The organism is Nocardia sp. NPDC004711, from assembly GCF_053601595.1.
Map to the genome: position 1 here is coordinate 1 of NZ_JBSGCB010000052.1, position 24,488 is coordinate 24,488.

Consider the following 24,488-nt stretch of genomic DNA (forward strand, 5'->3'; position numbering starts at 1 on the left):
ACACCCTTCGGGCGGCCCGTGGAACCGGAGGTATAGATGACATAGGCGACATGGTCCGGACGCAACGCCGCCCGGCGGTCGGAATCGGTGACCGGGGCATCGGACACGGTGGTCTGCGCGGCGGCGTCCCCGATCAGGACGACCGGAAGTGCCTCCGGCAGTTCGACTTCGATGGCCGTATCGGTCAGCACGCCGGTCGGCTTCGCGTCCGAGAGCACGTAGGCGATGCGGTCGGCCGGATAGGTCGGATCGATCGGCACGTAGCCCGCACCGGTCTTGACTACCGCGAGCAACGCCACCACCAGGTCCGCCGAACGGGGCAAAAGCACCGCCACCAACGACTCCGGACCCGCGCCCGCACTGATCAGCCTGCGCGCCAGCACATTCGCGCGCCGATCCAGCTCACCGTAGGTGAGCTCCTCGTCACCGGAGCGCACCGCGACCCGCTCAGCATTCTCCGCCACGGCGGCGTCGAACAGGCTCGACAGCGTCGCCTCCGAGTCGGCGGCGGGCTCGCCCGACGCCACCCAGATCTCGACGACCGCGCTTCGCTCCTCCGCGTCGAGCAGGTCGATATCGCCTACGGGCACCGAGGGATCAGCTGCCACCGCGCGCAGCATGCGGTCCCAGCGGACCGCGATCGCGGCGGCGGTCTCGCCGTCGAAAAGCTCATCGGCGTAGCGCAGTACGCCGTCGAGCGCGCCCTGCCCGTCGTCGTCGACCACCAGGTGCAGATCGAACTTGGCGGTCGGGTCGGTGAGCGGCACCGGGCTCACGGTGAGTCCCGGCAGGCGCAGGTCCGCCAACCGGCCCTCGCCGCCGCCGAAGCTCAGCATGGTCTGGAACAGCGGATGCGCACCGGTGGTGCGATCGGTGACGAGCTCATCCACGATCTGCTCGAAGGGCAGTTCGGCATTGGCGAAGGCCGCCAGGTCGGCGTCCCGCACCCCGGCCAGCACCTCGGTGAACGAATCCGCCGCCGCCACCGTGGTGCGCAACGCCAGGGTGTTCACGAACATGCCGATGAGGCCGTCCAATTCGCGGTCGCCGCGCCCGCCGACGGGCGTGCCGATCACGATGTCCGAGGAGCCGGTCAGCCTGGCCAGGGTGGCGGCGAAGGCCGCGTGCACCACCATGAACAGGGTCACGCCCTGCGCTCGGGCCAGCTCGCGCAGGCCGGTGGCCACCTCGGCGGGAATGCTGAAATCGACTGTGCCGCCGGTGTTGCGCGGCTGCGCGGGACGGGGGCGGTCGACCGGCAGCGGCAGCTGGGCGGGGGCCGCGGCCAGCGCGTCGCGCCAGAACTCCAGCTGCTGATGTCCGAGATCGCCGGGCGTTCGGGTGGATCCGAGGACCTCGCGCTGCCACAGGCTGTAATCGGCGTACTGGACCGGCAGCGGCTCCCACTCGGGGGCGACGCCGGCCAGCCGGGCGTGGTAGGCCGACATCAGGTCGGTGATCAACGGACGCAGTGACAAGGCGTCACCGGCGATATGGTGCACCACCACGACCAGGATGTGCTCGTCGGCGTTCGAGGGGGCGTCGGGGCCGCGATCGACCACGAGCAGCGCGATGCGCGAAGGCAATTCGCGGGTGACGTCGAAGCCGGCCTGCGCGATGGCGGTGACAGCGGCCGTCACCTCGTCCTGCCACACCGGGACCGGGGCCAGAGTGAGCCCGATATCCGCGGCGTCCAGGACCTGCTGGTAGGGGCCGGTCTCGTCCTCGGGGTACTGGGTGCGCAGCGATTCGTGGCGCGCCAGCACATCCATGACGGCCGTCTCCAGGGCGACCGCGTCGAGGCGGCCGGACAGCCGCAGCACCAGCGGGAGGTTGTAGAGGCTGGGGGCGTCCAGCTCGTTCTCGAGCCGGTTGAGGAACCACAGCCGCTGCTGCGCGGGCGAGAGCGGAATCCGCTCGGGCCGCACCCGAGCGGTCAGCGCGGGACGCGGTGCGGTGCTGGACAACCGGCTCACGGCGGCGGCGAACCCGGCCACCGACCCGGCCTCGAACAGCATCCCGACCGGCACCCGCACGCCGAGTTCCGCGCCGGTGCGGGCGGCAACCTGGGTGGCCAGCAGCGAGCTGCCGCCGAGGGTGAAGAAGTCGTCATCCAGACCGACCCGGTCGAGGCCGAGCACCTCGGCGAAGACGCGGGCCACCACCCGCTGCGCGGCGTCCACCGGGGCGCGGAAGCGCTTGGCGGCCAGGGTCGGAACGGGCAGGGCCGCGCGGTTCAGCTTGCCGCTGCTGCCCAGCGGAAACTCGGTGAGCTCCACGACGGCGGTCGGCACCATGTAAGGCGGCAGCAGCGCGGTCAGCCGCTCCCGCAGCGCCTCGGTGCCGATCTCCGCTTCCTCCGCGGCGATCACGTATCCGGCCAGGTAGTCGCCGGTGTCGGCGGTGATCAGCCGGACGGCGGCCTGCGCCACCTCCGGCGCGGTGAGCAGCGCGCTCTCGATATCGGCGAGTTCGATGCGCTGACCGCGGAACTTGATCTGGAAGTCGATGCGGCCCAGGTAGGCCAGTTCGCCGTCACGGGTCCACTTCACCAGGTCGCCGGTGCGGTACATGCGCGCGCCCGGATCGCCGAAGGGGTTGGCCACGAAGCGATCCGAGGTGAGGTCGGCGCGATCGTAGTAACCGCGCGCCAATTGCACACCGGCCAGGTACAACTCGCCGGGCACCCCGATCGGCGCCGGGCGCAGCCGCGCGTCCAGCACGTAGACCTGGGTGTTCCACTCGGGCTCGCCCATGGGCACCGCGGGGGCGAACTCGTCGGCCTCGCGGTAGGTGACGGTGATGGCGGCCTCGGTCGGGCCGTAGAGGTTGTGCAGGGTCGCGTCGGAGACGGCCCGGAAGGCCGTGACGGTCTCGGCCGGGAACGCCTCGCCGGCGACGAAAACGTCACGCAGCGAATCCAATTCGCCCGGCTCGGCGTGCGCGGCGAATACCGACAGCATCGAGGGCACGAAGTCGGTCAGCGTGACGCCCCGCGCGGCAATGGTTTCCGCCAGGTAGCGGGCGTCGCGGTGGCCGTCCGGGGTGGCCAGCACCAGCGTCGCGCCGACCCGCAGCGGCAGGAAGTAGCCCCACAGCGAGACGTCGAAGGTGCTGGGCGTCTTCTGCAGGTAGACATCCGACCGGCTGATGCCGTATTCGGACTGCATCCAGGCCATCTGGTTGGCGATGGCGCGGTGGCTCACGGCCACGCCCTTGGGGGTGCCGGTGGAGCCGGAGGTGAACAGCACGTAGGCCGGGTGCTCGGGGTGGACTGGGGCGCGGCGCTCGCGGTCGCCGATCTTGCCCGCCGCGAAGCCGGACAGGTCGGCCTCGTCCACGCGCAGCACCGGGGCGGCGTCGGTGTGGAAGGCGTCGACGGCGGTGGTGAGCACCAGCGCCGGGCGTGCGGTGTCCAGCACGGTGGCGATGCGCTCGGCCGGATGGCTCGGATCGATCGGCACGTAGGCGGCCCCGGCGCGCAGCACGGCATACATGGCCACCACCAGCTCGACCGAGCGCGCCATGGCCAGCACCACCAGCGACTCCGGGCCCACGCCCGCCGCGATGAGCCGGCGGGCCAGGCGGTTGGCGCGCTCGGAAAGCTCGGCGTAGGTGAGGGTTTCGTCACCGGAGACCAGGGCGACGGCGGCCGGGGTGCGCTGCGCCTGGGCGTCGAAACCGGCGTGCAGCAGGGTGTCGGTGACCTTCGCGCCGGTGGCGTTCCAGCTGCCCAGCACATAATCGAGCTCACCGGCGTCCAGCAGCTCGATATCGCCGACGGCGCGTTCGGCGTCCGCGGTAGCCGCGCTCAGCAGGCGCAGGAACTTGGCGGCGAACTCCGCGACCGTGCCCTCGTCGAAGAGGTCGGTGGCATAGGTGAAGTCGACCCGGTAGCCCGCATCCTCGTCGGTGACTTCGAGGTTCAGATCGAATTTGGCGACGGCCTGGTCGAATTCGACCAGCTCGGCGGACATGCCCGGCAGCGCGAGCGCCGGAATGCCCTGGTTCTGCATGAACAGCGCCACCTGGAACAGCGGGTGCCGGTTGCGGGCGCGCACCGGGTTGAGCACCTCCACCAGGCGCTCGAAGGGCACCTCGCGGTGGGCGAAGGCGCGCAGGTCGTGATCGCGGGCGTGGTCCACCAGCTCGGCGAAGGACCGGTCGCCGCGCACCTCGGTGCGCAGCACCAGGGTGTTGACGAACATGCCGATCAGATCGTCGAGAGCGGCCTCACCGCGCCCGGCGACCGGGGTGCCGATGGCGATGTCGGTGGTGGCGGACAGCCGCGACAGCAGCGCGGCCAGGGCGGCGTGCAGCACCATGAACGGCGTGGCCTGGCGGCTCGCGGCCACCGCCTCGACGGCGGCGCGCAGCTCGGCCGGGATCGAGGTCCGGTAGGTCGCGCCGCGGTAGCTCGACACCGCCGGGCGGGGCCGGTCGGCGGGCAGGTCCAGCTGCGCCGGGAGCTCGGCGAGTTCGGCGGTCCAGAAGGCGATCTCGCGGGCCGCGGTGGACTCCGGGTCCGCCTCGTCGCCCAGCACCGCGCGCTGCCACAGCGCGTAGTCGGCGTACTGCACCGCCAGCGGCTGCCAGCCGGGCAGCATCCCGGCCTCGCGCGCCGCGTAGGCGACCACCAGGTCGCGCACCAGCGGGCCCAGTGAGAACCCGTCGGCCGCGATGTGGTGCACCACCAGCACCAGGGCGTGGTCGTCCGCGCCCAGGCGCAGCAGCCGCAGCCGCAGCGGGACTCGTGCGGCGACGTCGAAACCGCGTGCGGCCGCGGCGATCACGGCCCGCAACAGCTCTCGCTCGTCCGTCTCGACCGGGGTGAGATCCAGCTCGGCGAGGCCGGATTCCCCTGCCGCGCCGATCATCTGAACCGGGCCGCCGGCGGTCTGCGGGTAGTGGGTGCGCAGAATCTCGTGCCGGTCGACCAGGTCGGCGACCGCCGCACGCAGAGCGGTGACATCGAGGGTGCCGCGCAGGCGCAGGGCCGCGACCACATTGTCCACGGCGGCAGGATCGAAATCGGCCGTGCCCGATCCGTCCTGCGCCAACTGGTTGAGGAACCACATGCGCTGCTGCGCGGGCGACAGCGGCAGCGCCTCGGGCCGCCCGCCGGACGCCAGCACCGGCACGGAACCCGCACCGGCAGTGGCATTCTCGGCCAGCGCGGCGAGCGCCGCCACGGTGGGCCGGTCGAAGAAGTCACGCACGTCCACGACGACGCCCAGCGATTCGCGGATCCGGGCGATGGCGCGGGTGGCGACCAGGGAATTGCCGCCCAGCATGAAGAAGTCGTCGTCGGCGCCGATCCGCTCGACACCGAGCAGGTCGGCGAAGGCCACCGCCACCGCCCGCTCGGCGGGCGTCGTGGGCTCGCGGTAGCCGGCGGCCTGGTCCGCGTACACCGGTTCGGGCAGTGCCCGCCGATCCAGCTTGCCGTGCGCGCTCACCGGCATCTCCGGCAGCGACACCAGCAGCGAGGGCACCATATAGCCGGGCACATGCGCGTGGGCGGCGGAAAGCACCGCGGTGGCATCGATCTCGGTACCGCGGGCGGGCACCACATAGCCGACCAGCGCCTGCTCACCGGTCGCCCGGGTATGCAGCACGACGACCGCCTGCGCGACGGTCTCGTCGCGCAGCAGCGCGGCCTCCACTTCCCCGAGCTCGATGCGCTGGCCACGTAGCTTGACCTGGAAGTCACTGCGGCCCAGGTACTCCAGTTCGGTGGGACCGCCATCGATCCCGGCCACCCAGCGCACCAGGTCACCGGTGCGGTACATGCGATCGCCGGCCGGCCCCTCCGGATTGGCCACGAACCGTTCCGCGGTCAACCCCGGACGGTTGAAGTAGCCTCGGGCCAACTGACTTCCGCCCAGATAGAGCTCACCCACGACACCCGGCGGCACCGGGCGCAGATCCTCGTCGAGCACCAGCAGTTCGACATCGTCTCCGGGCATGCCCAGCGGCACCGAATCGACGTCCGCGGCGGTCACCTCGTGGGTGGTGACCATGATGACGGCCTCGGTCGGACCGTAGATGTTGTACAGGGTCGCGCCGTTGACGCTGCGGAAGCCAGCGGCGGTGGCGGCGGGCAGGGCCTCGCCGCCGGCGATGATGAAGCGCAGCGAATCGCTGAGCCCGTCGGGATCGGCCTCGGCCGCGGCGATGAGCACCGACAGCATGGACGGCACGAAGAAGGCCGCGGTGATCTGCGCGTCGCGCATGGTGCGGAGCAGATAGTCGGTGTCGCGGTGGCCCTCGGGCTCCGCGATCACCAGCCGGGCGCCGTTCTGCAGGGGCAGGAAGATCTCCCACATCGAGACGTCGAAGGTGAAGGGAGTCTTGAACAGCATGATGTCCGTGGATGACAACGTCATCAGCCGCTGCTGCCAGTGGAACACCGACTGGATCGCCTGGTGCGTGATGGCCACACCCTTGGGGCGGCCGGTGGAGCCGGAGGTGAACAGCAGGCAGGCGAGGTTGTCATTGCCCGGCTGCGCCAGCCGCGGGTCGTCGGCCGGGGATGGCACCCGGGCCGGGTCGGCGGCCAATTCCCGTGCAGTGGCCTCGAATTCGTCGATCCGCAGCACCGGCACGCCGCCGTCGAAATCGGGCTGGTCGGCGGTGGTGGTGAGCAGCAGCGCGGGCGCGGACACCTCGAGCACGTAGCTGATGCGATCGGACGGGTGATCCGGGTCGATGGGCAGGTACGCGCCGCCCGCCTCCAGGATCGCGTACATGCCGACCAGCATTTCGAAGGAACGCCGGGCCGCGATGGCCACCAGCACGTCCGGGCCCACGCCCAGGTCGCGCAGGTGCCGCGCCAGCACCGTGATCCGCGCCGCGAACTGCGCGTAGGTCAGCCGCTCGCCCCTGAACTCCAGGGCGACCGCGTCCGGAGTGAGCCGAGCCTGCTGGCGAAACTGCGTGGTCAGCGTCTCGACCGGGGCCAGATTCGGTTCCAGCACCTCGGAAGCGGCGACGACGGCGTCATCGGTGAGCGCCTCCAGCACCGCGGTCAGCTCGCCCGCCGGACCGTCCATGAGCGCGGGCAGCTGCCCGGACACCACGACCTGGATCAGCGCCTCCGGTTCCAGGGCACCGCCCATGGCCTCGGTCAGCACGGCCAACTCGGCGGCCAGCGCGCCATAGGCGACGGTGTCGCCGGCGTACCGCAGGGCCACGCGCTCGGGGTCCAGCTCGGCCACGACCGCTATGAGGTTCGGTAGATCGCCGACGCCATAGGCTCGGCGCAGGACCGCGAAGCGGCCGGTCCGGCTGATAGCGATCGACTCCGCATAGTGCATCAGAGGATTCCTTCCGACGAGCTTTCCGAGCTCCGGACCAGGGTCTGCGTCTGGTCGGCCAGCGTGCTCAGAACGTGTCCGAGACCGGCCCCGCCGAGGGCGGTCAGGATGCCGGGCACCAATCCGGCCAGTGCGACGTTCACCAGGGCTTCCGGTTTGGCGGCGGCGCCCATCGCCCGGGCCGTGGCGCCGATCTTGTCGGCGAAGGCCCGGTAGGTGACGGTGCGATCGCCGTGCTCGAACGCGACCGCCTCGGGGGCGATCACGGCCGCGGCGGCGATCAGGGTGGGCAGGTCGGCCGGGGCATGCCCGGCCGAATCTCCCTCGGGCAAGGCGGATCCGGTCGCGGTCGCACCCGCGCGACCGATCCGCTCGGCATCGACACGAATGTCGATGGTGCGCACCTGGGCGGTCGCGTCCGCGACCACGGCGCGCAGGACCAGCAGCAGCCGCTGCGCCAGCAGCCGCACGGTGTGTTCCCCGAAAATATCGGTGGCGTAACCGAATCGCATGCTCAGGCCGGTGACCCGGCCGCCGTCGTCGCGGCGCTCGACCACGGTGAGCTGGAGGTCGAACTTGGCCTCCGCGAGATCCGCCTCCAGCGCCTCGACCACCAGGCCCGGCAACTCCACCGCGCCCGCCGCGATGTTCTGGAAGGCGAACATGACCTGGAACAGCGGGGTCACCGCGGCCGAACGCGCGCGGCCGGTGGCGGCAGAGACCGCCTCCACCACCCGTTCGAAGGGCACCTCGGCGTGGGCGAAGGCCGCCAGATCGCGGTCGCGCACCTGGCGCAGCAGCTCCTGGAAGGACAGCTTGCCGTCCACCTCGGTGCGCAGCACCACGGTATTGACGAACATGCCGATCAGGTCGTCCAAGGCCCGTTCCCCGCGACCCGCGACCGGGACGCCGACCGAGATGTCGCGCTGGCCGGACAGTTTGGCCAGCAGCACCGTGAAAGCGGCGTGCACGACTCCGAACAGGGTGGCCCCGTGTTCGCGGCCCAGCCTGCTCAGGCGCTCGGTGGTGTCCTGGTCCACCTCGAATTCGACCGTCGCGCCCTGCATATCGCGGCGGGCCGGTCGCGGCCGATCGGTGGGCAGCGTCAATTGCTCGGGCGCGGAGGACAATTCGTCGACCCAGAAGCGGAGCTGACGCGATATCAGGCTCTCCGCCACGGTGTCCGAGCCGAGCAGCTCGCGCTGCCAGGCCGCGAAATCGCCGTACTGCACCTCGAGCGGCAACCAGCCGGGTGCCTGGTTCGCGGCCCGGGAAGTGTAGGCCAGCACCAGGTCCCGGGTCAGCGGGACCACCGAGTAGCCGTCGGCGCTGATGTGGTGCACCACCACGACCAGCACGTGCTCGTGCGGGGTCAGCCGGAACAGCCGCATCCGCACCGGCGGGGCGGCGGTGACGTCGAAGCCGCCGGCCACCACCTCGGCCACCCGATCGTGAATCTCGCTCTGCGATACAGCGATCGGGGAGAAACCGGCGTCGAGCTCGTCGGGACCGAACACCAGCTGCACCGGCTCGCCGTTCTTCTCCGGGTAGCTGGTGCGCAGGATCTCGTGGCGCTCCAGCACATCCCGCAGCGCGGCGTTGAGCGCGGGCACGTCCAGATCACCGGTGAGGCGGATAGCGGCGGGGACGTTGTAGGCCCCCGACTCCGGATGCAGCCGGTTGAGCACCCACATGCGCTGCTGGGCCAGCGAAACCGGGGCCGGACCGGTGTCGGTCCGGCGGACCAGGGCGGGCCGGAACTCGGCCGGATCCGCGGTGTCCAGCCAGCGCGCCAGCTCGCCCACCGTCGGGGCCTCGAAGATCGCGGCCACCGGGACCCGCAGGCCCCGGTCCGAGCCAAGCCTCGCGGCCAGCCGCGTCGCCATGAGCGAATTGCCGCCCAGGGCGAAGAAATCGGTGTCCAGTCCGACGGTCCCGGTCTCGGCGAGTCCGACTACCTGGGCGAAGCCCTCCGCAACGGCGAGCTCGAGCTCGGTGACCGGCGCGCGGTACTCGGCGGCGGTGAACACCGGCGCGGGCAGCAGCGCGCGATCGACCTTGCCGTTGGCATTGAGCGGCAGGGCATCCAGCACGGTGATCGTCGCCGGGACCATGTACGTGGGCAGCTCCACGGCCAGCGCCGATCGCAGGGTCGCGGCGATCTCGGCGCGGCGATCGAGGTCGGCGTCCGGTACGGCGGCGTAGGCCACCAGCCGGGCGCCCGCGTCGGCGGCGGTGTGCGCCACGGCCACCGCGGCGGTCACGCCGGGCTGCCGCCGCAGGGCGGTCTCGACCTCACCGAGCTCGATGCGGAAGCCGCCGATCTTGACCTGGAAGTCGGCGCGCTCGACGTATTCCAGGGTGCCGTCCGCCAGCCAGCGCACGATATCGCCGGTGCGGTACATGCGGCCGGGCGAGAACGGGTCGGCCACGAAGCGATCGGCGGTCAGTGCCGCCCGGCCGTGGTAGCCACGCGCCAGCTGGTCGCCGGACAGGTACAGCTCGCCGGGCACGCCGACCGGGACCGGCGACAGGCGGCCGTCGAGCACATACACCCGGCTGTTCCAGGCGGGCGCGCCGATCGGCACGGCCAGCCGGTGCCGCTCCCGCACCTCGAACGCGGTGACGGACACCGCGGCCTCGGTGGGGCCGTAGAGGTTGAAAAGCCTTGCGCCACCGGCACTCCGCTCCAGGAACTCGGCGGCCGTGGCGGCGGGCAGCGCCTCGCCGATGGCCAGCACTGTCCGCACCGAGGCGGGCACGTCGCCGCCGGTGAGCAGCATGCCCAGCAGCGACGGCACCGGGTGCAGCACCGTCACACCGCGGTTCGCGATGATGGCGCGCAGCCGATCCGGGTCGCGCTCGTCACCGGCGGAGGTCACCACCAGGCTGCCGCCGCTGGTCAGCGGCGACCAGAACTCCCACACCGACAGGTCGAAGGTGGCGGGCGTCTTCAGCAGGGCGCGGTCACCCGCGCCCAGCTCGAAAGTGGCTCGTAGCCAGTGCAACTGGTTGACGATTGCGGCGTGCGCGACCGTCACACCCTTCGGCCGTCCGGTGGAGCCGGAGGTGAAGATGACGTAGGCCGGGTGCTGCGGGCGCAGCGGGCGCACCCGCTCGGCGTCGGTGATCGGCGCGGCCGAGAAGCCGTCCAGGTCGAGTCGATCGATCTCCAGCACCGGCACCTCGGTCGCGAAGGACACACCATCGGCGGCCGTGGTGAGAACCGCTGCGGGAGCGACGGTCTCGACGATGTAGGCGATGCGGTCGGCCGGGTGGTCCGGGTCGACCGGCACGTACGCGCCGCCCGCCTTGACCACCGCGTACATGGCCGCCACCAGCTCGATACCGCGCCGCATGGCCAGCACCACGCCGGTCTCCGGGCCGACGCCCGCGGCGATGAGCCGCCGCGCCAGGCGATTGACCCGGGCGTCGAATTCGGCATAGCCGAGCTCGATCCCGGTGTGCGCGTCCAGCAGTGCCACCGCGCCGGGATCGCGCGCAACCTGCGCGTCGACCAGGTCCACCAGCGTGCCGAGGGCGACCGGGTGGGCGGTGGCGTTCCAGTCCACCAGCATCCGCTGCCGCAGCTCCGGACCCAGCAGATCGATATCGCCGATCACCCGATCCGGTTTCGCCGCAACGGCTTCCAGCACCCGGGTCAGGGCCGCCAGGAACTCGCGGGCGGTGGCCTCGGTGAACAGATCGGTGGCGTAGGTGAGGGCCAGGTCCAGTCCCGCGGGCGCGCCGGAGTCGAGGTAGCGGTCCCAGGCGTACAGGTGCAGGTCGAATTGCGCTATGTGGGTGTCGAATTCGACCACCGACACCGTCAGCTCGGGCAGCACCAGCTCGGCCTGCTCGAAGTTCTGGAAGGACAGGCCCACCTGGAACAGCGGGTGCCGGGCCTGCGAACGCACCGGGTTCAGCACCTCGACCAGGCGCTCGAAGGGCACGTCGGCGTGCGAGAAGGCCGCGATGTCACCGGCCCGCACCCGGCCCAGCAGCTCGGTGAACGGCGCGCCGGAATCCACCCGGGTGCGCAGCGCCAGCGTATTGACGAACATGCCGATCACGTCGTCGAGACCGCTGTCGCCGCGACCCGCGATCGGGGTGCCCACCGCGAGGTCGGCCACGCCGGACAGGCGCGACAGCAGCGCACTGTAGGCCGCGTGCACCACCATGAACAGGGTCGCGCCCTGGGCGCGGCCCAATTCGGTGAGCCCGGCGTGCAATTCGGCGTCCAGGCTCAGCTTCAGCTGGCGGCCGCGCAGGCTCTGGCGTGCCGGACGCGGAAAGTCGGTGGGCAGGTCCAGCTGGTCGGGCAGCCCGGCAAGGGTCTCGCGCCAGTACCCGAGTTGCGCCGCCGCCACCGAGGTCGCGTCGTCATCGGAGCCGAGCAGCGCGTGCTGCCACAGCGCGTAGTCCGCGTACTGCACGCTCAGCGGAGCCCACGCCGGGGCGGCGCCCGCGCGCCGGGCGTCATAGGCCACCATCAGATCCCGGACGAACGGGACCACCGAGGATCCGTCGGCCGAAATATGGTGCAGCACACCGGCGAGCACGTGTTCGCCGGTGAACTCGCCCGCGGCGTCCACCAGGCGCAGCAGCTCCACCCGGACCGGCACCTCGACGGTCACGTCGAAGACGGTGTTCAGAATTTCCGGAATCCGCACGGCCAGTTCGGATTCGGTGACCTCGATCGCCTTCAGGCCGGCATATGCCTGCGCCACCGGCAGGATCACCTGGGCCGGGCCGTCGGCGGTCTCGGGGTAGACGGTGCGCAGCGCCTCGTGCCGGTCCAGCACGTCGCCCAGTGCGTCGGAGAGCCCGGACGCGTCCAGCTCGCCCGAGAGCCGCAGCGCCACCGGCAGGTTGTAGGCGGTGGACTCGCGGTCGAAGCGGTTGATGAACCACATGCGCCGCTGAGCGGGCGAGAGCGGCAGCGAGTCCGGCCGCACCCCCGCCACCAGCGCGGGACGCCGGGTCTCGCCGGTACCCGCGAGCACACGCGCGGCCAGCCCGGCCACGGTCGGGTCCTCGAACAGCAGGCGCACCCCGACCGTCGCGTTCAGCAGGGCACCGACGCGCGCCGCCGCCTTGGTCGCCAGCAGCGAACTGCCGCCGAGCGCGAAGAAGTCGTCGTCGGCCCCGACCCGTTCCACCCCGAGCAGTTCGGCGAAGACCCCCGCCACCACCTCCTCGGCCATGGTGCTCGGCCGCCGGTAGCCGGCCGACTCGAACTCCGGTGCGGGCAGGGCGTTTCGGTCCAGCTTGCCGTTGGCGGTGACCGGGAACTCGTCGAGCACCACGAAAGCGGCGGGCACCATGTACGAGGCCAGCCGGCCCGCCAGGCCCGCGCGGACCGCCGCCGGATCCAGCGGCTCGCCCTGCGACACCAGGTAGGCGACCAGCTGCTCACCGCGGGCCGGGTCGGTGTGCAGCAGCACCACCGACTGGCGCACGCCGGGCAGCTCGGTCAGCGCGGCCTCGATCTCGCCGAGCTCGATGCGGAACCCGCGCAGCTTCACCTGGAAGTCGTTGCGCCCCAGATACTGCACGTCACCGGCCGCGCCCCAGCGGACCAGATCGCCGGTGCGATACATGCGTTCACCCGGGATCCAGGGGCAGGCCACGAAGCGGTCGGCGGTGAGGCCGGGCCGCCCGCGATAGCCGCGCGCCAGCTGGTCACCACCCACGTACAGCTCGCCCGGCACGCCGATCGGGACCGGGCGCAGCCGCTCGTCGAGCACCCACTCCCGCACGCCCGACATCGGGCCGCCGATGGAGACCGGGCCCTGGGCCGGCAGCGGCGCGCTGGCGTTCACGATGATGGTGGTCTCGGTCGGGCCGTAGGCGTCGACGAAGACGCGATCGGCACCGGCCCAGCGCCGCAACAGCTCCGGCGGACAGGCCTCGCCGCCGACCACCACCACGCGCACGTCCGGCACCTCGGCCGGGTCGATGGTGCCCAGCGCGGACGGGGTGATGATGATGTGCGTGACCCGGTGCGACCGGATCACCGCGGCCAGTTCGGGACCGACCGACGCCTCGGGCGGCGCGACCACCAGGGTCGCACCCGAGTTCGCGGCGAGCAGCAGCTCCGCCACCGAGATGTCGAACGACGGCGAAGCGACCTGCAACACGCGCGCGTCCGGCTCGGCGAAGTAGTTGCGGGTCTGCTCGGCCGCGAGCGCCCAGACACCCTTGTGCGCGAGCAGCACGCCCTTGGGCCGACCGGTCGAACCCGAGGTGTAGATGGTGTACGCGAGGTTGCCGGGGTGCACCGGACGCAGCAGCGTCACCGCGTCCACGGCCTCGCCCGACGGCGTCGCGAAATCGTCGAGCAGCAACCAGGACAGCGAATCCGGCAGTCCGGCGCGGACGGAGGCGATGGTCAGACCGACCACAGCCCCCGAGTCCGCCACCATGTACTCCATCCGGTCGGCCGGGTAGGCGGGATCCAGGGGCATCCAGCCCGCGCCCGTCTTGATGACCGACCAGATCGCCAGCACCGTCTCCAGCGTGCGCGGCATCCCGATGGCTACCAGGTCCTCCGGACCCACGCCGCGCTCGATCAGCATGCGCGCCACCCGATTCGAGGCGGCGTCCAACTCTCCATAGGTCAGCTCGCGCGCACCGTCGACCACCGCGATCACATCCGGGCGGGTGGCCACCGCGGCCGCCAGCATGCCCGGCAGGGTCACGCCGGTCGGGGCCGGGCCGCCGGAACGCGTGGTCAGATTGGCGTATTCATGCTCGGAGAGGACCGAGATCGCGTCCAACCCGGCGGCCGGATCCGCGGTGACCGCGGTCAGCAAGCGCACGAAACGGTCGGAAAGGGCGTCAATGGTGGTGGGGTCGAACAGATCCGCCGCGAACTCGAACTCGGCGGTAATCCCCGCCGGTGCCGGACCTTCCCCAGGACCGGCACCGACGAAGCTTTCGGTGACCACGACCGAGAGGTCGAACTTGGTCACTCCGGTTTCCAGGGTACCCGTCGTGGCAAGTAATCCAGGCAGTTCGACACCGGTCGGTCCGGGGGCGGCGAACGACAACAAGACTTGGAACAGCGGATGGCGGGCCTGCGAGCGTGGCGGATTCAGCGATTCGACCAGGGTCTCGAACGGCGCGTCCGCGTGCGCGAAGGCGGCCAGGTCGACCTCGCGCACCCGGTGCAGGAAGTCCCGGAAGCTCGCCGCTTCGTCGATCTCGGTGCGCAGCGGCACGGTATTGACGAACATGCCGATCAGGTCGTCGAGTTCACGCAGACCGCGGCCACCCACCGGGGTGCCGATGACGATGTCCGATTCACCGGACATCCGCGACAGCAGCAGGGCCATGGTGGCGTGTACCAGCATGAATGTCGAAACACCTTCGGCCCGAGCGGTTTCGGTGACTCGGACGTGCAGTTCGGCGGGCCAGTCGAAGACCCGCTTGCCGCCGCGGCCGCTGGCCACCGCCGGACGCGGACGGTCGCCCGCCAGCTCCAGCAGATCCGGCGCACCGGCCAGGGTCCGCCGCCAGAACTCCAGCTGACCGGCAAGCAGCGAGGCCGGATCTTCGACCGCACCCAGGCGATCGCGTTGCCACACCGTGTAATCGGCGTACTGCACCGGCAGCTCCGACCAGGTCGGCGCGCCGCCGGCCAGCCGCTCGGTGTAGGCCCGCATCAGGTCGCGCGCCAGCACCGGCAGCGACAGACCGTCCGCGGCGATGTGGTGCAGCACCATGACCAGGGCGTACTCGTCCTGCACACCGGCGGTGAAAACCTGCGCACGGAAAGGGATCTCGTCAACGAGGTCGAAGCCGCGCGCGGCGATGGCCGCCAGGCGCGCGGTGAGTTCGGCCTCGTCGGCAACCGTCTCGTGGGTCACCTGGACATCCAGCTCGGCCACCGGGATCACCCGCTGGTAGGCCGAACCGTCCTCGGTCACCGGGAAGACCGTGCGCAGCGCCTCGTGCCGGGTCAGCACATCGGTCACCGCGGCGCGCAGCGTCGGCAGATCCGCGGACTCACCGCGCAGCCGCACCACGAACGGCATGTTGTAGTTCGCGGCGGTGACGTCGAAGCGATTGAGGAACCAGATGCGCTGCTGGGCCGGGGACAGCGGGACCAGGACCGGACGGTTCGCGCCCAGCGCCACCGGTCGCGCCGCCGCGGAATCGGCGTCCTCGTCCAGGAATTGGGCGTCGATGACCGCGGCCAGCTCGGCGACGCTGGTCGCGGTGAACAGCTCGCGCAGGGTCAGCCGGCAGCCCAGCTCGTCATTGAGACGCGCCGCCACCTGGGTCGCGATCAGGCTGTTGCCGCCGAGCGCGAAGAAATCATCGGTGCGGCCCACCTGTTCGATGCCGAGCGTCTCGCCCAGTACCCGCGCCACCGTCTGCTCGACCACCGAGCGCGGCGCCTCGTAGCGGTGGGCCACCCGCACCGGCTCGGGCAATGCGGCCCGATCCAGCTTGCCGGAGGTGTTGACCGGCAGTTCGTCCATGAGCACGTAGGCGGTGGGCACCATATACGCGGGCAGCGCCCGCATGGCCGCGGCCTTGAGCCGGGTCTCGTCCAGCTCGGCGCTGGGCACCACGTAGGCGACCAACTGGTCGTCGCGCACGATCACCACGGCGCGGGCGACCTCGGGCAGCTCACCCAGCACCGTCTCGATCTCGCCGAGCTCGATGCGCAGACCACGCAGCTTCACCTGGAAGTCGGTGCGGCCCAGGTACTCCAGCTCGCCGCTCTCGGTCCACCGCACCAGATCGCCGGTGCGGTACAGCCGGCCACCGGCCTCCGCGCTGTACGGGTCCGCGACGAAGCGTCCCGCGGTGAGACCGGGTTGCGCCAGGTAACCCCGGGCGAGCTGAACCCCCGACAGATACAGCTCGCCCGGGGCGCCCACGGGAACCGGCCGCAGTCGTGCGTCGAGCACGTACAGCCGGGTGTTGAACACCGGCGCGCCGATCGGCACGAATTCGGTGTCCGCGGCCGTCACCTCATGGAAGGTGACCTCGACCGCAGCTTCGGTGGGGCCGTAGAGATTGTGCAGCGCCGCGCCCGAGAGCGTGCGCAGCCGATGCGCCGTCGCGGCCGACAGCGCCTCGCCCGAGGTGAAGACCATCCGCAGCGAGGACAGCGCGCGATCGGCGACACCGGGCTCGGCCTCCAGCCCGGCCACGAACACCTCCAGCATGGAGGGCACGAAATGCGTCACGGTGACCCGGTTCTCGGCGATCACCGACCGCAGGTAGGCCGGATCCCGATGCCCGTCCGGCTGCGCCAGCACCAGCGTCGCACCGATCTGCAACGGCCACATGAACTCCCACACCGACACGTCGAACGTCGCGGGGGTCTTCTGCAGCACCACATCGTCCGGGGTCAGGCCGTAGGTCTCCTGACCGAAGACCATGCGGTTCACCACCGAGGCGTGGCTGACCGCCACACCCTTCGGGCGACCGGTCGAACCCGAGGTGAAGATGACGTAGGCGGCATTGGCGGGCCGCAGCGGAGCCAGGCGATCGGCGTCGGTCAGCGGCGCGCCCGAGAAGCCGGACAGCTCCAGCTCGTTCAGGTTCAGCGCGTCGACGGCGGCGTCGGGCAGATCCCGGGTCGACGCCAGCACCAGCGCGGGCTGCGCGCTGGCGAGAATGTGACCGGTGCGCTCGACCGGATGATCCGGATCCAGCGGCACGTAGGCGCCACCCGCGGCCTGCACCGCGTACATGGCGATCACCAGTTCCGGGGACCGGCGCAGATGCAGCGCGACCCGCGTCTCGGGGCCGATGCCACGCGAGATCAGATAGCGCGCAAGACGATTCACCCGATCGGCGAATTCGGCATAGGTCAGGTCCGGGGTGCCGGCGAAGCGCAGCGCGGTCGCGTGCGGCGTCCGCGCGGCCTGTGCCGCGAACATCGACACCAGGGTGGCCTCCGCCACCGGATGCGCGGTGTTGTTCCAGGTCCGCAGCACCGTCTCGCGCTCCGCGGCGGTGGCCACCTCGACACCCGCGAGCGGCGTCGCCGAATCCAGTTCCACCAGTCGCTCCAGCAAATCCAGGAAGCGGGCGTGGTGGGCGCGAATCTCACTGTCGCTGTACAGGTTCGGGTTCACTTCGATGTTCAGGTGCACCCGGTCGTTGTCGCCGTAGAAGACATTGAGGTTCATGTCCTCGATGGGCGCGGACGACAGCGGATGCAGCCGCGCGGTGACATCGCCGAACTCGATCCGGTTGTGGAACAACATGATGTTGACCGCCGGACCGAACAGGCTGCGCAGCGGCGGATTGCCCTCGCGCTCGGCATCCCGGTGGATGTCCTCCTGCCGGTAGCGCTGATGCCGCAGTGCGCCGGAGAGCTCGACGCGGGTGGCGTGCAGCAGTTCGGCCCAGGTGGTCTCGGCTCGGACCGACATGTGCATCGGCACGATATTGGCCAGCATGCCCACCGAATTGCGCAGCATGGCGGTGGTGCGCGCGGCCACCGGCAGGCTGATGCCCACCTCGTCCTTGCCGGTCATCCGGGACAGGTACACCGCGAAGGCCGCCACCAGCACCACCGGCAGACCGGAATCGTGCTGGACGCCGACCTCGTGCATGCGCTCCTGCAGGCCCTCGGGCAGCGCCGAGCCGAACAGGCGGTTGAGGGCGGCGTGCGGCGCGGGACGCGCGTTGAGCGTGGTGGTGCCGCCCAGGCGACGGGTGCGCTCGATCCAGTGCTCGCGGTCGGACTGGAAGCGGGTGCTGTCGCGGTACTCCAGCTCGGACTGCACAACCTCCTGCAGCGCACCGACTTTCACCGTCGGGGGCTGCTCGCCCCGGGACAGCGCGGTGTAGCGCTTGGCCGACCACTGCATGACGTTCATGGCGGCGTAGCCGTCGCCCACGATGTGGTGCGCACGCACGAACCAGAACCAGCGGCGGTCGGCGATGCGAATGATGGTGGGGGCGAACAGCACATCGGTCAGGACGTCCACCGGGCGAACCACTTCGGCGAGCATCCATTCCCGGGCCGCCGCAATGGGATCCGGCTCGGCGCGCAGGTCCAGGAAGGTAGTCGGGTCCGCGTCCGCGTCGAGGTCGAAGTACTGGTGCGGGCGGCCATCGATCTCGGCGAATCGCAGCTGGGAGGTGCGCCAGATCGGGACGCCCTCGCGGCCCACCCGGGCCAGCAGGTCCAGGTCCCAGTCGCCCTCGATATCAACGTACTGCGCCATATTGATCGGCACGTCCGGCTCCAGGAGCTGGGCGTACCAGACGCCCACCTGCCCTGGTCCGAGCGGGAACGGGGCCCCCCGGCCCTTCGATTCGTTCGACCCCGACACGTCGCACGACTCGACACCACCCAACTCCGTACCCTGCACCAGAGTCTCCCTTCCTATGGCGAATTGCTATGCCGCCGACCGCTTTCGGGCATCACGAAATGGACCTGCGGCGGTGCGACGTATCGCGCCGCCCAGGTCGCGGAAAACCGCACCGCCCTGGGTGATTCGACGAATGCGCGGATGGGCCCGCGCCGTGATCCAACTAATGCTCGAAGCGGCCTGGACTTCTGGTCCACCGGCCGGGATGCGACCGCCTCCGGGTCATCGCATCCTGGGTTTCCTGCTGCCGATCTCCTCCAACTGTCACCTGCATCACAGGGATGCCGTTCATGCATGTGGACACTAGGCGTTTACACAATAAAAAGGAACTTTTTCCCGAAAAAAAGTTGGACGAGCGTCTAGTTGGCTGACAGCCGCGCGCCGAGAGCGCGATGAATGTGGGTACGACCACATGACAAGGCAGCGGTGTGACCGACCGCACTTTCGGATGTGGAGACTATGAGTCGAAACGTTGCAACTGCGTTGCATCGGCGCCCAGGCGCCGATCCAGCACCCGAATCTTGGCCTCGATCTGCGCATACAGCGGAGACTCACGATCGACGTTGGCGCGATAGGTCGCCCACGCGGCCGCATCGTCACGGCCCTCGGCACCGGATGTCCACCGACTCAAGACCGAAGCGTCGCCGGAACGTAATACGGCGGTGCGCAGACGCACCCGCAATTCATCGCGAATGTCTATAACTCCAGGCGCCGTGGAACGCGGCAGCACCGGACCCGCGTAAAGCCGCACCGCCGAATCCACATCCCCGGAATCCAGTGCGGCGCGCAACGCCTCCACATCCGTGGCGATCGGCACGCGCAGTCGATAGGGACGCGAGCCGAACACATTCGACCCGACCACCGAACGCAAACGCGACATGGCCGCGCGAATGGTCGCGTTGTCCAGATCGGCATCGTCCAGCAGCAGCGCCAGGTGATCGGCCGACAGGCCCTCGGTGTGCTCGCCCAGCAGCAGCAGGATCTCGGCATGCCTTTGCGACAAGGGAACTCGCTCCCCCGCGACCGTCAGCTGCGGCTGCCCGAGTCCGAGCACCTCCAGCCCGAGCCGTTCCGGCTGCGGCGCATCGGCGTTCGCGCGCCGATCCTGACCCGAACGGACCGCGGCCAGCAGCAGATCCATCTCCGCGGCCGTCGCGGCCGCCTTCACCAGCGCCAGGATCTCCGGGCGCGCCACCCGCACCCCGCCGGCAATCATCAGCACGCCCACCAGGCGGCCGTCCGGATCGTGCACCGGCGCCGCGGCTCCGGTGATCTGGTGCATGCGATGCAGGAAATGCTCCGGCCCGTGGATCCAGGCCGCGCGGCCGGTGCGCACCACCAGGCCCACCGCATTGGTGCCCACCCGGCGCTCGCTCAGGTCATTGCCCTCGCGCAGGCCCGCCTCCGCGGCCGCCTGCACCCGATCGGCATTTCCGTGCACCGAGAGCACGCGGCCGAACTGGTCGGCCACCACCACGATCAATCCGGTGCTGGTCGCGTCGCGCAGCAATAGCTTGTCCACCAACGGCATGACCGAGGCGATCGGATGCGCGTCACGGTAACGCTCGAGGTCGGCGCCGCGCAGGCCACGACCGTCTCCGTCGTCCATCGGATCGACGCCGCCGCGCACACTGCGCAGCCATGACTCGAGCACCATCGGCCGCAGCAGGCCGGGCAACTGCCCCAGTTGATCCCCGCCCACACTGAGATATCCGTGCGCCTGGGCGGCATATGTTTCGAGCGCCCCGAGCTGACTGCCCGGTTCGACGCCGTGGTTGGGTTGCCCACCACCTGCGAGATTGCTGACCATTTGCCTTTCTTTCCGCCCCAAAGAGTACCGGCGCACCGAAGACCTCAAGGCAGAAGCCGGACGTTTGTCCGGCAGGTCACACGCCAACGGGCGCCTCACAAAATGTGAGCTACACAGCATTTTGTTAAACACGGCGTGTTCAGTGATGGCGCGGCACCCGCGCGTCACTCCCCCGTCCGGGAGGGTTGCGGTGGCGCTGCGGACCGGTCACGGCCGTCCGCGGAGGCTCGAATCACCTTGCGGTGAGCAGGGTTTCACGGCCGTACGGTGCATCGAATGTACCGCCCGGCTCCCGTGCGCTGTGTCCGGGTGGGTCCGTGGAGGACATCGGCCCGACCGACATCGACCGCTGCACGCGGCTTTCCGCAGCCCGGGAGCAGCGTCGAATTCAGCTCGTCGGCAAGGTCGGCTTCAGCGCCGCCGCGCTGCGAATGCGGGCCGCACCCCACCACAGACCCGTCCCGTAGGCGACATCGTCCAGCCGCCGGCACAGCACGTACCGGACCGGGTCCAGGCTGCCCGGCTCCCGATGGGTGAACCAGTCCGCCAGGCCCTCGGCCATGGCCAGGGTGAACGCGATGTGACGGACCCGCCGCGAGCACAGCATGCCCAGCAGCGTGATCGGCCAGTAGTGCCGGCACATGGCCGTGGCCAGCCGCCACACGCCGCCGGTGAAACCGCGCGTCAGATAGATGGCGGCCACCCGGGTCGGATTGTCCAGTCCGGCGAAGACCCGGCGTAGCCGGACCAGGGTGGCGCTCAGCGTCAGCAGACCGCCGAACACGCCCCAGCGCGACATCGTGCCCAACAGCACCGCGGACACCGCGGTCCAGATCGGCAGCGACAGCGGCGCGGCCAGGCCGGGATGCCGCTGGGCCAGCGGCGCGACACCGGTCCCGTGGGTGACCTTGTGGGCGAACCACTTTCGCAGTGACACCGGATTGCTGTGCGCCACGCGGGCGGCCGGTTCGTAGCGCAGCCGCCAGCCCGCGCGGTCCAGCCGCCAGCACAGGTCGACATCGCCGCCCGCCGCCATGGTCTCGTCGAACCCGCCCTCGCCGAGCAGCGCCAGCCGGCGCACCAGCACCGCCGAACTCGGCACGTACGGCACCGGGCCGTGCGCGTGCACCGCCGACTCGCGGCGGCCGCGATGCACCGAGCCGCGGGTGTGCTCGTAGCGGGCCAGCAGGGTGGAATCCGGATCCATGGCCAGGATGCGCGGGGCCACCAGCGCCACCTTGGGATCGCTGAAGTGCCCGAGCATGACCTCCAGCCAGCCGGTGCGGGGCACCACCTCCGGGTCCAGGAAGGCCACGAATTCGGTTGCCGCGGCCCGTAATCCGAAATTGCGGGCGGCGGCCGCCCCGTACCGGCGATCGCGGCGCAGCACCGTGATCCGGCAGCGGCTTCTGGCGTCCGGGATCTGCACCGGCTGATCCGAGCCGTCGTCCACCACGATCACCGTGTGGCCGCGCAGCGCCGACAGCAGCCGGGACAGCTCGGGAGCATTGTTGTGCACCGGAACGATCACGGTGACGTCCTCCAGCGACGGCAGCAGCCGCGGGCGCGGATTCGCGACGCCGGAATCGAGAAGACGTCTGGCAACCCGAGCCGACGCGGGGTCGGTCACCTCGAGGTACCCGTCACCGATCAAGGCCGCAGCTTCCGGGGCGAGCCGTAGCAACCTCGTCGGCGTTCCGCCGACCAGGAGCCGTCCACCGGAATAAGTGCGCACCCTGGGATCGATTCGCACCCCGAAACCATCGGGAAGGCGATCATGGCGCATTCCCGAATGCTAAGTCAGCCAACCACTGGCAATGATGATTGGCGCGCTGTGTCTAATTGCCCTCCGCTTCGCTCCGGGCGGGTTCGCGGCCCCGAGGTCTCGATTCTTCCCTCCTCCGCTCCTCCGCTTCGCTCCCCCACTCCAAGGCCGAGGTCGATTCCAGCCGCAGTCCAGAATCGAGACGGCCGCGAACCTCTGGGTGACGGCTTCGACAGGTTCACGACGAATGGAGATCTCGCGCCAGGATGGTGACTGCTCCGACAGGTTCACGAGGAATGGGGATCTTGGCCCGGGATTCGGCCTTGTCCACGCATCGGACCGTAGCTCGACGGCTGATGCGGGGAGCGCTCTACACTGCGGGAGGAAAATCGGCAGTTGAACAGGTAGGGGACGGATATCCGTGCCCGTGGTGGTCGAGGCGGTATGGGAGTCGGGCGCATGCAGACAGGCGGGGGCGGTAACACCCTCTCGGAATCCGAGATCGTCGAGGCCGCCCTGCGGGTGGTCCGGCAGGACGGTGTGGAGAAGCTGTCCATGCGACGGCTCTCCCGCGAACTCGGAGTTTCGCCGATGGCCCCCTATTACTACGTCGCCGACAAGCGCGAGCTACTCGATCTGGTCGCCACCGCCGCCCTCACCGGCGTGCGCAAGCCGCCACCCGAATTCGGCACGTGGCAAATGCGATTGCGGGATCTGATCGACCAGATCGACGAGAAATTGCGCAAGCACCCGGGTCTCGGCGACGTGTTGATCGAGCAGATGCTCGGCAAACAGCTGGACCTGATCGCCGCCGTCATGGAAATCCTCTTCGACGCCGGTTTCGACGAGCGCAATGTGCTCTCCGCCTATGCCACCATCCACACGTATCTGTTCGGGCGCTCGAAGGTGAACCCGCGCGATCGGGCGGGCCTGCTGGACCGGGTGCTTCCGGAGGCGGTGGAACGCGCCACCAAACACCTGGCGGATCTCCGCGGCAAGTACTCCTACGACTTCTCGATGGACGTGCTGATCGCGGGCCTGGAAGCTCAGCTTGTCCGGCAGCGGGACGGCCACGTATAGTCAAACTAGAACACGTTCTAGTTTAGGTAGACTGCACCGGCTGCCCAGCACCGCCGGGTTCGAGAGGACACTATGACCACCGTCGACGTACCGCACAGCTCGCGATCGGCCGTGCTGCGGGTCTCCGCGGTCATCAACGAGACGGCCGACTCCTGCTCGCTGGTATTCGACGTGCCCGAGGACCTGCGTGAGCGCTTCACCTACCAGCCGGGCCAGTTCCTGACCCTGCGCATCCCCAGCGACCTCACCGGGTCCGTCGCCCGCTGCTACTCGCTGGCCAGCTCGCCGCACACCGACGACAAGCCCAAGGTGACCATCAAGCGCACCGTCGACGGGTACGCGTCGAACTGGGTGTGCGACAACGTGAAAGCGGGCGACTCGCTCGAGGTGCTGCCACCCTCGGGCGTCTTCACCCCCAAGAACCTCGACGAGGACCTGCTGCTGTTCGCGGCCGGCAGCGGCATCACCCCGGTGATGTCCATCCTCAAGTCGGCGCTGGCCCGCGGCAACGGCCGCATCGTGGTCGTCTACGCCAACCGCGACCACGACTCGGTCATCTTCGCCCGGGAACTGCGCGAGCTGGCCGACAAGCACCCGCAGCGGGTGGTCGTGATCCACTGGCTCGAGCACCTGCAGGGCCTGCCCACCGCCGACGCCCTCGCCACCCTGGTCGCGCCCTACGTCGCGCACGAGGCGTTCATGTGCGGCCCCAAGCCGTTCATGGACCGCGTCCACGACGCCCTCGGCCAGCTCGGCATGCCTCGCAACCGCACCCACGCCGAGGTCTTCAACTCGCTCTCCGGCGATCCCTTCGCGGAGGTCGCACCGAGCGAGATCACCGCCGAGGAGGCCGCCGACGCCGCCAGTGTCGAGGTCGAACTCGACGGCGAAACCCACGAGATGACCTGGCCCCGCAGCCAGACCCTGGTCGACATCATGCTCGCCAAGGGCCTCGACGTCCCCTACTCCTGCCTCGAAGGCGAATGCGGCTCCTGCGCCTGCACCGTCCTCGAAGGCGAAGTGGAAATGGAGAACGCCGAAATCCTCGACCCCGAGGACATCGCCAACGGCTACATCCTCGGCTGCCAGGCCCGCCCGGTGACGGATCACCTGAAGATCCAGTTCTGACCAGCCCGCGAAAAGCGAAATGTGGCCGCCGC

The 24,488-nt window shown here is 70.2% G+C and carries 6 protein-coding genes; 2 read left to right on the forward strand and 4 right to left on the reverse strand.

The window, feature by feature from the left end; genetic code table 11:
• From ACWEKS_RS37685 to mftF, 4 genes are all read right to left on the reverse strand, one after another.
• Window positions 1-7,319 (reverse strand): amino acid adenylation domain-containing protein (locus tag ACWEKS_RS37685; RefSeq protein ID WP_452344520.1); only part of this gene is annotated, 7,319 nt, incomplete at its 3' end.
• On the reverse strand, window positions 7,319-18,673 hold the full coding sequence (locus tag ACWEKS_RS37690) for an amino acid adenylation domain-containing protein (RefSeq protein ID WP_452344521.1): 11,355 nt from the start codon (window positions 18,671-18,673) through the stop codon (window positions 7,319-7,321). The genes ACWEKS_RS37685 and ACWEKS_RS37690, both read right to left, overlap by 1 nt.
• A 457-nt stretch (window positions 18,674-19,130) precedes the next feature.
• Window positions 19,131-20,483, reverse strand: coding sequence for a GAF domain-containing protein (locus ACWEKS_RS37695; RefSeq protein WP_452344522.1), 1,353 nt, complete (start codon window positions 20,481-20,483; stop codon window positions 19,131-19,133).
• Window positions 20,484-20,871: 388 nt separating this feature from the next.
• Window positions 20,872-22,269, reverse strand: a complete 1,398-nt coding sequence (mftF, locus tag ACWEKS_RS37700) for a mycofactocin biosynthesis glycosyltransferase MftF (protein ID WP_452344523.1) — start codon at window positions 22,267-22,269, stop codon at window positions 20,872-20,874.
• Window positions 22,270-22,707: 438 nt separating this feature from the next.
• Between mftF and mftR2 the strand changes: the two genes are divergently transcribed.
• Together mftR2 and ACWEKS_RS37710 are read left to right on the forward strand one after the other, a co-directional pair.
• A complete protein-coding gene (gene mftR2, locus ACWEKS_RS37705; protein ID WP_354836466.1) occupies window positions 22,708-23,328 on the forward strand; it encodes a mycofactocin system transcriptional regulator MftR2 in 621 nt (206 codons plus the stop codon).
• Window positions 23,329-23,400: 72 nt separating this feature from the next.
• On the forward strand, window positions 23,401-24,456 hold the full coding sequence (locus ACWEKS_RS37710) for a 2Fe-2S iron-sulfur cluster-binding protein (RefSeq protein ID WP_452344524.1): 1,056 nt from the start codon (window positions 23,401-23,403) through the stop codon (window positions 24,454-24,456).
• Window positions 24,457-24,488: the final 32 nt, after the last annotated feature.